Annotated in this window: 10 protein-coding genes; 5 read left to right on the forward strand and 5 right to left on the reverse strand. The window is 37.6% G+C overall.

From position 1 onward, the window contains the following. Positions 1–288: 288 nt before the first annotated feature. Positions 289–747, reverse strand: coding sequence for a hypothetical protein (locus JEP40_RS12790; RefSeq protein ID WP_023159980.1), 459 nt, complete (start codon positions 745–747; stop codon positions 289–291). A gap of 486 nt (positions 748–1,233) precedes the next feature. Between JEP40_RS12790 and JEP40_RS12795 the strand changes: the two genes are divergently transcribed. From JEP40_RS12795 to JEP40_RS12810, 4 genes are read left to right on the forward strand one after another with little or no spacing between them, the layout of a single operon-like run. Then, entirely contained in the window at positions 1,234–1,782 is a 549-nt protein-coding gene (locus JEP40_RS12795) for a transglycosylase SLT domain-containing protein (RefSeq protein ID WP_023159981.1), read from the forward strand. Next, complete coding sequence (locus tag JEP40_RS12800; protein ID WP_198623865.1) at positions 1,772–2,326, forward strand: hypothetical protein; 555 nt, start codon at positions 1,772–1,774, stop codon at positions 2,324–2,326. Before JEP40_RS12795 ends, JEP40_RS12800 begins: the two co-directional genes overlap by 11 nt. Continuing rightward, positions 2,323–2,883: a FlhC family transcriptional regulator gene (locus tag JEP40_RS12805; RefSeq protein ID WP_147675461.1), complete on the forward strand. Its 561-nt coding sequence runs from the start codon at positions 2,323–2,325 to the stop codon at positions 2,881–2,883. Before JEP40_RS12800 ends, JEP40_RS12805 begins: the two co-directional genes overlap by 4 nt. Then, positions 2,883–3,722 carry a hypothetical protein gene (locus tag JEP40_RS12810; protein ID WP_147675462.1) on the forward strand — a complete coding sequence of 280 codons (840 nt, stop codon included), beginning with the start codon at positions 2,883–2,885 and terminating at the stop codon, positions 3,720–3,722. Before JEP40_RS12805 ends, JEP40_RS12810 begins: the two co-directional genes overlap by 1 nt. Before the next feature lie 33 nt (positions 3,723–3,755). On the opposite strand, the gene traN is transcribed toward JEP40_RS12810, so the two are convergent. Next, the gene (traN, locus tag JEP40_RS12815; protein ID WP_147675463.1) at positions 3,756–6,527 is read right to left on the reverse strand and encodes a conjugal transfer mating pair stabilization protein TraN; all 2,772 of its coding nucleotides are present in this window, start codon (positions 6,525–6,527) and stop codon (positions 3,756–3,758) included. A 239-nt stretch (positions 6,528–6,766) separates the two neighbouring features. Between traN and JEP40_RS12820 the strand changes: the two genes are divergently transcribed. Beyond that, the gene (locus tag JEP40_RS12820) at positions 6,767–6,940 is read left to right on the forward strand and encodes a hypothetical protein (RefSeq protein ID WP_152964649.1); all 174 of its coding nucleotides are present in this window, start codon (positions 6,767–6,769) and stop codon (positions 6,938–6,940) included. A 58-nt stretch (positions 6,941–6,998) separates the two neighbouring features. On the opposite strand, the gene JEP40_RS12825 is transcribed toward JEP40_RS12820, so the two are convergent. The 3 genes from JEP40_RS12825 to traF are packed head-to-tail and all read right to left on the reverse strand — an operon-like array spanning position 6,999 to position 12,702. Next, positions 6,999–10,232 (reverse strand): conjugal transfer protein TraG N-terminal domain-containing protein, encoded by a 3,234-nt coding sequence (locus JEP40_RS12825; protein ID WP_147675464.1) that lies wholly within the window; start codon positions 10,230–10,232, stop codon positions 6,999–7,001. A 19-nt stretch (positions 10,233–10,251) separates the two neighbouring features. Then, positions 10,252–11,661, reverse strand: a complete 1,410-nt coding sequence (locus JEP40_RS12830) for a conjugal transfer protein TraH (protein WP_147675465.1) — start codon at positions 11,659–11,661, stop codon at positions 10,252–10,254. A 15-nt stretch (positions 11,662–11,676) separates the two neighbouring features. After that, positions 11,677–12,702: a conjugal transfer protein TraF gene (gene traF / locus JEP40_RS12835; protein ID WP_147675466.1), complete on the reverse strand. Its 1,026-nt coding sequence runs from the start codon at positions 12,700–12,702 to the stop codon at positions 11,677–11,679. Between the last annotated feature and the right edge of the window lie 80 nt (positions 12,703–12,782).

Here is a 12,782-nt window from a genome sequence, read left to right on the forward strand (position 1 = left end):
GCTATCTTCCCCAAAGGGAAAGCCTCTACTTATTCGTAAAATACTGCACAAAATGGCTGAAAAAAGTGAATGGATTCAAGTAGTGGCTTTTTAATATCATATATGCTTCGTCTAAGCGATTCTGAGCCACTTTAGCCTGTACGCCAATGCTTATCCACGATGATGTGTGGAAGTCCTCTCAAAATCGCCCCTACGCTGTTTTTAAAGACAGGGAAAGGATCGCCTACGGCTCACAGTACCCCCTAAAAGATCGCCTACGGCTCACAGTAAACAAAAAAAACATAAAAATCAGCGAGTAACACCGATAACCGTTTTTCTTGTGCCCTTTTTCAAATGTGTAATTCTCATTTTCAATGATTTAGTAATATTTTTGGTTTGCTTAATGTCAGCCCTGATAATTTTAAATTTATCCTCGTATTTTTGAATAAGTTGGCGTACTTCATCAGACCGAATTGAAAAATAGCGTATGTCAAAATCGCCATTACCTGTGGTTGGAGCATTACGCATAGAGCCAACTTTTTTAGTCGCCTTGTTCATCACAACCATTCCCCATCGAATCCGTACTGAGCCCCTGTCGTTATGAATTACTGGCAGGTATGGGGAGAATAGCTGTTTGTTATTTATTTCTTGCATAAACTGTTGGATCAGATTTACCGCATTATCAGCGCATACAGTTATTGCTTCCTCACAGTCAGCAAGGATTGCTTCCAGCTTTAGCAATAACGCATCTTCATATGATACTGACATGAATTTCAGCACTCCAGAAAAGGTTCAGAAAAAGTCATTTTAACATAAACTAATTGTACCGTAACCACCCTATTGGTGACTTAATGTTTCGATTACAATAAGTCGTAACTACTGTTTTGGTGACTTAATACGTGAGATACATTAAGTCACCAAAACCCCCTTGGTGACTTAATGTTTTTTGAAAATGTGCCGATAACAATTTTGGTGCAGAAGAAAGAATTGTCTTTCGTAAGCCATAAAACACCTATTTTCGACTTAATGTGAATGTTATTAATTTCTTTGGATAATAAGTATCATGCCACTAATTATTTATATTATGTAACATGTTGAATATAAGTGAAATTTTACTCCCTCTCTGTTTACGCATACTGTAAATAAATGTATAATAAATTGCATTAGTCGTAGATAGTGTGTTGACGACTAATGTATGTCTTACTATAATTTATACTGATATATACGTATATGCTCAGAATAAGTGAGGGGAGGATGAAACGCTTTCTTCTGTTTTTAAGCATTTTTAATGCTGCGATTTGCGAGGCTGCTGTTGTAGATTTAACTAATACCTCGTGGGAAAAGCACGCTAAACAATGTAACCTCGATCCGCTTTTACTCTATGCTATTGCTCTTAAAGAGAGCTCCCATAGAACAGGCGATAAATCCTTTGTTGCACCCCATCGCTATGCTTTAAATAACCCAATTATGGGCTCTTATTATCCGGTGAACCGAGATGATGCTGTCCGAAAAGTGCGGGAATATGTAAGCGTTTCAGCATTGACTGATATCGGTATTACACAAATTAATTGGCGTTGGAACGGTAGTAATTATGTTTCTGACCCTGCTGAGTTATTAGATGTAGATAAGAACATTGAGGTATCAGCGAAGGTCTTGTGTCGAGCGATTGAACTATCTCCAAATGATATAGCGCAAGCCATCGGTAATTATCACACACCAAATCCAGCGTTAAAGAACAAAGCTAAAGAATATGGTGAATCAGTTCTGCTCATATGGAAAAGATTGAAAGAAAATGAACAATAAAATAAATTGCTACAACACTGAAATGACTGATGTACTTTTCAGTTTATTAAGTAATTCTGAAAGAGTTGATAATAATCCATTTGTGATCGTCAATTCTGACAAAACCTGTTTTGTTGAAGATTTTTCCATTATGAGAGATTTTTTCAGTGGATTGAAAGTGCCTGCTTATATATTAAGCTATAAAGAGGATTCTCAGTCTTTATATACTAAGAAAGACCCAAATTTTAAAAAATCTCTGTTGGATGTTTCATTTTTGCGTTTAACAATGCTAATTGAATCAGCAATTATTAACAGCATGTCTGGCACAGATACTAATCATTTCTTTTGGTTTAATGATTGTCAGTCATACAATACAATTAATAAGTTTTCTTTTAAGGAAATACTGTTTTCTTTGTATTCAAAGCAAATAAATATTACTCCAATTTACAGACCTTCGATTATATCAACTAGATTAGTCGATAGTGATGGTTATCATAAAAAATATGATGATGTATTATTCTATCTTAAATCTAGAGCGCGCTTATGTGGAAAGGTGTTTAAATGAAATTAACTATTGCGCCAGAAGATTATCAATTAGCAATTGATATGATAAAACTTGGATTTAGAAAGAATGTAATATTGTCTGAGATTCCAGCAATATCTCCACGTATGTATGGATGTTTACGAAATGATTCAGGAATTGATAATGAGGATAATGATTTTACGTTAGGACGACTAAGAAAAATTAGCACTATATTAGCTAATCAACATGATAAACGATCTGCAACTGATTTTTTACATGTATATTTAATGACTGCACAAGATCCAGAAAATAGATTGCAAATAGAAGAATTGGTTGGTGCTTATAAAGCATACCGCCATTTATTTAATGTTCATTGTGGTTTCTTTGATGATCCATTAAAGAAAAAAATAATTGATCCGAACTTGGCATGGCAAATTGCAACCAATTACCGAAATGGAATAATTGGTTTAACTGGCTGTTTTGAGTGTCGGCAGAAATATATCTATCTTACACACGAATCAGAGGATTCCTGCAATATGAAATGTCCTTATTGCTCTGAATCTAAAGAAAATGAATTCATTAATAATAAGGGTGAATAATGAAAAGTTGTAAAATGATTACAGGAATTCTATTTTCATTAGTGTTATCCGGCTGTGCTAATAATGAAAATAGTAATTGGATATATAATAATGAGGCTTCAAAACCAGTGGTTGAAAATGGAAGTGAAGCTCTCAAAATCGCTAAATCAATAGGGTTGAATAATCTAGATGATGATGCGGATAATTACACAATCTTTGCTGTGTTAGTACCAAGTCAGGAAGGAAATTCATTAAAAAAAATTAAGGAACCTATTGTTGTAAGCGATACAAAAGGGATGGATCAGTTAAGAGAAATCATCTCACAAAGTAAGAATGCAGTAAATGTAGTGGATCTTACCCTTGCTGCAACAGTAAACCCTGTTTTTGGGCTCTTAGCTTTTGATACAAGCACTCCAGAAGAACGAGCGCCTATGATGGAAGGTCGTTTACTAGTAACCGAATGGGGATCTACACCGCTGAGTTTCAGTGACCAACTTTTGAAATCGAAGCGTATTAACTCTGTCTTTGATAAATACTTATCAAATGCAATTAAAGCTGAAGTGGCTGGAAATGTTTTAGCATGTAACGCTGCTAAATTTGTATCTGTTACTGAAAATAGAAATATTTCCGATCAGAATCTATATGTAAATGTGCATCAAGCACCATTCACTAATCTGAAGTATTCATATAATTATACGGATCATGAGTGTGTTCATTATTTACACGATACTGGTAGGTATGAGGAAGAATTCAAGAAAATTAGTGTTGAGTTAGGTCCTGAAACTGTACTGTTTTTGCCGAGCAATTTGAAAAGTGAGCCAAAAATAATACGGAATGGTCAGGTATATAAATTTAGATAAAAAAAATCCCGCTTATTAGCGGGATTTTTTTATCTATTCATCTTTAACACTTAACCTTGTTTTCGCTCTTTGTCTAACTTCATCTAAATCTGTACCTTCAACCCCTCTGGTAAATCGCTCGACAGAGTTTACTCGCTTTCCATCAGCATTGAGTGTACTTCCAGAACCCGTATATTTATCGAGGTCAAATTCTTTGAAATCAGGAAGCATGTCGGCTTCTTTAAGTGTTGCGGTCCATTCAGAAAAGTCTATTTTGGTGAAGTCTACTTTATCCATATCTGCTAATGTAATTCCTTCACAATTCGGATTTTTTGTATCACCGTATCCTATTGTTCCTCTAACGTGCTCAGTGATTATTCTGGCTACCTGAGAGTTATACGCACAGTAGCTACTTTTCTTTTCGATACATGCGCCAAGGACCTTCTTAGAACACCAACTGTCTACCTTTGTCGCTAACTTAGTTTCTTTTTTGATTGCCAGTTTGAATTCTTCATCGGTACAAGCCCATATAATATTCACCAATAGGTTTGCCATTTGGTATGCCAAGTATGCATATCCGACAACTGACATGGCTGTTGTGATCGTTGATGAAAGTTGCACTACTGAAGCACCTGAGCTAGCCCCTCCGTTTTCTGCTAATGATTGAGTTGCAGTTTTTCCGCCTTCAGTAGCTGCGGATTGGAAAATAGCGTTTGTAACAGCCTCACCGAAGGTGTTTGCAGTCCATTCGGCAACTTTGGTTGTTAGGTTGTTAAGCGCTGCTGTTGTCATCGAGACAACGCCTTTTTCAGCGACTCCTTGAGCTACTTCAGCACCGGCATTTCCAACAAAAGAGTTAAAAGCGGAAATAGCAGGTTTTGTAATAGCTTCCACCGCATCCATAGCTGCTGTGCTTGCCATATCAAATAAGCCTACACCACCATCAAACAACCCTGCTTCTATCGCTAAGGCATCTGCCGCTCTCATAGTCATCATTGAAAGCTGTACGTATTCTATCCAGCTCACACCGACCGGTTGATCACAACAATCTACCCATCCTCCCATAGCCGTTCGGCATGTCAGAGCTTCACCTTTGAAAATGACACATTGCTCTTTATTCAAAGAAGATTCACCGTTGTTTGCTTCTTCTGCATCAGCACAATTCGTATCTGCCAATGCAAAAGATGCCGCATTCAACATAGCAGCCGCTGTTGCAAAATCACCATTCTCTTGAGATGAAGGACGTAAACATGATCCATTTAGACATTGTACAGCGCCGTCACAAATTAGCTTTTCATGGACTGCGCCATTATTAAAGGTAACATCTTTTCCACAATCCCATGTTTCACTAGATTGCCAGCAACCAGCAATATCACCTTCTTTTCCTGTTAAACATTGAGATTTTATAAACGAACAACCTTGCTTCTCGTATTTCTTGCATGTGTTGTTTACCCCATGCTCTTTACCGCAATGCGTGATCACTTCTGCTCTCTTACAGAATGGTGATATTTTATCTAACGGAGGTGGTACGAAGTCCTCTTTACAGAGTTTGACACCATCTATGACAGCACAACCGTCTTTATCGGGGATTATTGTGTCATGACAAACAACAGTGTAATCCTGACAAAATCCTTCTTTAATGGCTTTTACAGCCTTGTTAAATTCACTTTGCTGTGGCGAGCTCCAGACATCATTAGTAAGTGCTTTTTTCTTATCAAATTGAATGCGTAATTGTGCAAAGCCTTCACCTGCACCGGTTACTGATACTCTGTTTTTAAAAAATACCTCATCATTCGGTTGGACTTTACTAAATTTTTCAGTCACATCAACATTTAACTGCTGATCCCAACTCGTTGAAAGTTCGCACCGACCAGGAGTTTCAGGTGGAAAAACATCTTTTCCGTGTGGTCCACCCCATACCTGTTCAAGATCAGTGCTTGTACCAGCATAGATTTGCATGTAATCATCCCATTTAGCGCGGGTTATTTTTGCGCTAATAACAGCGGTTGGGTTAATAACATTCACAGACATATAATCTTCAAATATTCGGCAGTTACCTTTCCAATAGTCATCACCTACTTTTCCTAACCAGATATCAACACATGTCTCACCACAGGTTTTAATATTTGCAGGACCTGAATTATGAGATACCAAACCTGCTAAATATGGATGATTAACTATGTAACCACCTGTCACATCGACTGTTTTTGTGCATTCCTTATAATCAGGTATGTGCTTTTTATCTACATAATCCTCAAATACCTGTTTTGTTTCGCATTTTGAAATAGCATCGGAATATTTTTTTTCATTTGAGAGAAAATCGTTATGAACATTAAAAACATCATCATCTTTGTTAATGTCAATTGAGGAGTGACGGGATGCCCCTACTAAAGTTCGGTATGCCTCTCCCTTGGGGCTTTGTTCTGTTTTCAGTTTTTTTGATTCATGAAACCCAATTTCATTTGTTTTGCTATCATTGCCATAGACGTTTGATACATCATCTACCCCCATAGCAAAGCTGTCTTTATAATAAATATTGTTAAAATTGACAGATTCACCTTTACCAAATTGTGAAGTACCTTTCGAATCTACATTTAGGCTTGGTAATGTTTTATAAAAATTTAAAGCCTCTTTAGCTGTGTCATGACTAGCAGTAACTCCCTCCAGATTATTTTTATCTGTCTGATATTTACCTGTGTTTTCTGGAGGTTTTGTCGAAACTTCAGCAAATGAGTTAACGGGTGTTATCATCACTGAGAGATAGGCTATTAGTGATAAATGTGTTACCACCGAAGAAAAATTTCTTCTCCTAAAATTTTGAATCATTTTCTTTCCTCATGGTTTTCAGATCATCACATGATAAACACCTTACATTTTTGTTTTTCAGGATAAATACTTAGAAAAGGGTTCTATTTAGCATGTAATTTTTTATCAAATAAGGTATGATTTGATGGTATATAAATTAATCAGTTGAGGGGGGCGATATGTCTTTTAATCACGGTTTCATATACAGACGACCGCGTTATTATCACTTCACCTGTTCGTGTAAGTGTCATGCGGAGAGAATGCAAAAAACAGAACAACAAGCCGCAGAACAGCGTCAACATGATATTGATTTATATGGCTCTGCTTATGTTAGGAAGCGTGAAAACGGTTCTGGTTTCGGTAGTTTTTTAGAAGATTATGGATTAGGTATTGCTATCGTCGTTTTTTTGGTGTTTTTTTTAATACCAATTTGAGTAACACAGGTCATAAAGATAAGGCAAAAACACAATGTTTTTGCCTTTTTTATATCCGTTATCGTGGTTTTATTTGTTCTACCCTTGGCATTGGATTACCTTTTGTAATAATTGTTTTATCTTCACTTGAACCTCCTGATTTTTCGGGTTTCTCTGGTATAGAACTTGGTGAGAGATCTGTACCTGTAATTATATCCCTACGACTTCTTTGTGGAATTTGATTGCCATTACCACCAGCTAATGTGTTGTTGGTAATGTTTAATTGGGTATTTCCAGAGCCGGTTCTTGCTTCGATTTGCACATTATTAAGTGCGCTGTAAAGTTGGTCACGGCTGGCATTACCGCCATTTTCATAATAAGTATTGGCATAATTAGTAGCAGCTTCGTTAATTTGATTAATGGATGTCGCATTCTTAGCAATAGCTGCGTATTGTGCCAGTCCTTCAGTAATATTGTTGGATTGTTCATACCCCATAGTCGCAGAGCTAACAGACTTCATAGAATTTAAATTAGCTTTTGTATCTGATTCTATATTGTTTTGATCCGCGCCCACATTACTAACAGAATTTGTCAAAGCATTCATGCTAGTTGCAATACTCGTACCTTCATTTGAAATACTTTGTGCGCTACTTTCTGATACAGAACTACCATGTAATTGCTCTCTAGCTCTCCTAGATTCTGAATAATGCTCAGACATCCCTAGACCCGCACTATTTTTAGCTGAATCATCTTCTATATTAGCCTGTTGGCTATTTAGGAACTGTTGGGCTTGAGTAGTTGTATTACCATATTTGGTATTAACAGCCCCCTGAGTGCTTGCAATACTGCCTTGAACTTCAGATGCTGTATTTTGTGCAATATTCATGTTTCTACTTTCTTCGCCATTCATTGCACCAGTAGGGTTTGTAGCAGGACCAAACAATTCTCCAAAGTGATTAACTAAACCACCAGTATCATTTGCCGCATAAATTGTTGCAGCGTTTTCTGCATCTGATGCCCCCATAATAGAACTAAGCTGTTGTTGGTATTCTTTTTTTCTGTTCTGGAATTCATCATTACTTAGATTTTCATTATTGATTTTGTCTACAACATTACTATTTTCATTTGCTAAATTTGCTACCTGACCTGCTGTATAAGACTGTTTTGCAGATACAGAATTATTCGCAGAAACAGTCTCACTATATGATTCTTGGGCTGTTTCTGCTTGCGAAGCGGCTTGTCTGATACTTTTTGCTAATTGTGCTGATTCTTGAGTACCACCATGTTTATCAAGTTGGTCAGCAATGTGTTCAGCAAATTGAATGTTATTAGATACACTAGTTGCGTCATTCGTTGCAACAGAGTCATTTGTCATTATGCCGGTTGTTTGAGATCCGGAATTACGGTGAATATCGGAGGATTGAGCACTAACGGCAGCGCTACCGCCAATAGAAACGCCTTTACCACCAGCTCCACCAGTTTCCGGTGAACCTACGCCCATACCACCTGATACGCTTGCGTCACCGGATAAAGCTGTAATTTTGGCACTCTCATCAATAGTAGAGGATGTGTTACCAGTTGTGATCATTGAGCCATTATTGGATGAATTGCTAACTGTATTGCTCAAACCGGTATCACTATTGATTGTAGAACCGTAGTTATGAGATGTATTTATCCCCATAGAACTCAAAGAGCTAACACCTTTATCTATGGCTGAAGTTAAAGTTTCTTGAGCTGTGATATTCCTGTTGGAAGCAGATTGTATAGCTTGTTGTCTCGTATTTGATAAGTCCAGTTTTGGAGCAGTGCTATTCCCACCTGTTATCGTTGATACTGCATTATGTGCTGATTGTTCAGTAACTGCTGATTGCTTGTGTAAAGCAGGAGAATCAGTAGCATCTGGAGTCATTGGTGACGTATCAGGAGCACCTGTTGTTGATAGACCTTTTGTTAATCCCGTGAAAGCATAAGAGGAACCAAACACGACAAATGCGCCCAACATCGGTACTGATGCCATCATGTGCCCTGCAATGGCGATATTTTTCTGTGTAACAAATAACAAATGATATAAATCGGAGAAACTAGAAGCACCAGAAACCAGCACTGAGATATCAGACTGTGTTTTAGTTAACATAATAGCGTTCATGATAGCCAGCAACGGTTGCCATGTTTGAATCCACAAAAGCACCAGAACATATTTAAGGCTTAAACCTACGCCCATTAATCCAAATGCTAAAGCGAAGGCTACAAATGGCACCAGACCGTATACAGCCGCTTGTATAAACGACTGAAGATACTGAATCCAAATTAGAAATGAAGAACCTTCAGATGCCCATTTGAATGACTGTTGAATTTGTGACTGTGATTTAGCAACTGCCGCATATGAGTGATAGGCGTTTTCATTAGCGGTTTGTGGCATATTAACAACGAATGGGTACATTAATAGCTGTGCTTGAAAATCCCGTAGGTTTTTCCCAGTTGCTCCAAAAAATGTCATTGCTTCAGTCATGGTTTTGTTTGCAAAAGGCAGTGAACACTGGTTCTTGGAGCCATATGTTTTACATTTTTCACTAAACCCATTTCTTACACTGAGCACACCTTTACCGATTGAGTCAGCTTGTCCGCCAACCATAAGCCTGATACTTTTCATTGCCTCAAGGCAGGACACATCATCAACTTTACCGTTTACTTCAATGGCAATAGTTCTGTTCGGGCTTGTTGCTAGTTGATCATCAAATGGCTTATTCATGATCCCCATGAAACTTTGAGCCCCTCTTGCAATATCAAATGCAAGGCATTGATTTGTGTAAACCTTTATAGCTTCCTCTAAGTGAGCACTTTTGCTATCGCCACTGGACCAAATTAACGGATCTCGCATTGCATCAAACATTGATGCAAGGGTATACAATGGGTCAACGGGACCGTTTTCAGTCATGCTTGGCATTGAAAATGCCTGTTCCATTTTTCGTGTAAACTGATAACCAGTATTGCTGATGATTGATGCTGTAAAACCAACACCGAAAGGTACATTATCAACAGCCCGTACTTCGCCGGTTGTAACATCTTCAATCGTGACTCTTGTTGTAACTTGAAAGAAGCATAAAAATAGAACTACTGATACGGCAGCTTGTTGAAATGCTATGGTTCTACCACCATCAGCGGCAGATTTTATTACATATCCGATGATAGATAACAAAAAAGCGATTTTAAATGATCCTGCCAAGACACCATCGTTACTGAGCATACTAAGCCCGTTAAACACCATTGAAAGCGCCGAAGCTCCACCAGATGATGTGTATACGTGAAAATCCATTACTGATTACTCCGATTGATTATTGGGCGTTCACACCATCTGGAACGTGAATTGGTTTCGTACCGACCATGAATGTATTAAATATTTCGTTTATTCTGACTAAACCACCATGCTTAACAATGTAACCATCATGTATTTGTCGAAGGGTTACTTTTGCATCTCGTATCATTTCACGCTGTTTTTTGATATGAGCAAAAATAGGTTCCTCATTGTTTTCTATAATTCTATCTGCACTGCTTTCTGCGGCAGTTAACATATCGTTTAAATATACGAAGGCTGCTTCATAACTAATTATTTCCGATATATTTCTGTAATAGTGCATTGCTCTAGTAGTATCTTGACCCTCTATTAATTTGTAGCCATTAGTGACAGCTCCATTAACATTGAAAAACAATACTTTTTGCTTTATGTTTTCAGCAGGTTTCTCATTGCTTATATATTTTTGAAGATAGTTATATTTTTCAAATATATCTAAGAATTGAGTCTGAAGCCCATCAACCTTAATTTTCTTTGGTGCTGGAGCTATGCAGGTGTCTTTTGATGTACCACAGCCATAGATTTGAACATTTTCTTTTTCTTTTGAGCCTTTCATCAATAGTTCATAGACTTCCTCAATAGGAATGGGGGCAATTGTTTGGTGCAATATAGGAGTGGATTTGTCATTAGATTGTGTGGCTTCTTTTACAATAACCATACCAGTCAAACTCATAACTAATTCTTTTTGTTCGTCCGTAGAGTTTAAAAACCCACTATTAAATCCACCTTTACTTAATAAACACCACATTACATTACCGTAGTGAGTACACGGTTTTGTTAAACCGGCTTTTTGTGCTGCCATCATTGGCGGTTGTTTACCTAACACCTCGGATTTATAGCTATTGAATGAATCCTGAATACCTTTAGACGAAAGCTGTGCAGACACTGACGTTTTCATTTCTTCGCTAATTGCACCTGCCATATCTACCATTAAGCCTTTTGATAATTGACATGAGTTGGCGGTGTATTCATTCAGCTTTTGTATGATGGATTGTAGTTTTGATAATTCCCCTCCCAGTACGGCATCCATAGCGTTAATAGCCAACTGAAATGCCAGTCCGACAGAATTAGCCGCGATATTTCGGAGCAATTGAATAAATTCTTCCGTGTTAATGAAACTGAATGACCCTGCAAAGAAATCAATACCGGCACACCCACCAGACGCTTTAGGTAACGTTACGTTAACGGGTGTAAGGGTTCGTAGTTGATTACGGACCACGAAGCCCCCTCCTACGTACCCCTCGCGAGTAACACTCTTATAAGAACCACCGCTGGTTGTGTTCGACATAGAGCCAAACATCTTATTTAATTGCTCGTTTACATCAGCGGATTGACTAATAGGAGTAAATCCGAAAAGAGCTGTAACAACCAAACTTAATAATGTCTTTTTCATTACGAAATTAGCCTTTTAAGGTTTTGTAACTTGAGATCGTTTTTGGATATATTCAACAAATAGAATTGGGTCATTTAAAATATCGTCTGGCATATCTTTGATTATGTCGCTGTCAATATATCCATTGTGATTAAGGGGAAGTGTGCTTGTGTAATCTTGTTCAGAAATTAGTTTTGCATCTTTAGCAATCAACACAGTGCGTTCCTTCAGAGAATCACTACTGATAGCGCTAAATGAAATGATTCTGATATCTTTAGGGGGGATGGCTAATGCAATCGCCGGTACATTAGTAATTCCAAGTTTTTTGGCTTGACCGGTATCAATTTTCATATTGTTAAATTCATTTTGAGGTAGAGGGAGACCATCAACAGAAATAGGAATTACATTTATGCTAGTTTCATGACTAAATGTTTTTAAAACAAAGGCTTGCTTCTCACATAAAGGACAGTCCTTTCCTTTAAAAAAGAAAAAGATACCTGCTTTACTTGAAATGCTATTCAAAACACGTCCTCTGTTTTCGTCAGCTACTCGTGTTTGCTCCATAGCCGCAAATGAGGATGTGGATCGGCGATTGTTTTCATCAATGAACGGATCAGTAGTAGTTACCAGTCTCGCCATATCTGCATAACGACTGGCTTTGTCCAGCATGATCCGTTGCGCGTAATAGTATCGCCTTACATTCTCTTTAGTCGGATTATCAATTGCCTCATCTCGTAGCTTCTGAATGTTTTCCCGATACCATTTAACAGTAAATTTCGGCTCTGGTGCTGGAGCTGGTGTTAGTTTTGGTTCGACTGGTTTAGGTTTTGGTGTATCTGGTTTTGGTTTAGTTGGAGTGATTGGCTTTGGTTTCGTGACTTGCTTTTCATTATAGAAAAACCACCCTTCATCTTTTTTTTCCAAGTCTTGTACACTTCCACCAATTACCTGTTCAGAATCATCGTATGCTTTCTTAGGTTCCTGATTTGCCGAAGAATAACTTGTTCCTGAAAATGAAATAGCCACAATTACAGCCATAGATAAATATTTATGTTTTCTCATTGAAATTCACTTATGTTTGATGTCAGCGACCTAATAAAAATGTTTTGCATTAGGAAAACACTGTTTTTATTCATTTTTTA

The organism is Proteus vulgaris (assembly GCF_016239305.1).
Lineage (GTDB): Bacteria > Pseudomonadota > Gammaproteobacteria > Enterobacterales > Enterobacteriaceae > Proteus > Proteus vulgaris_C.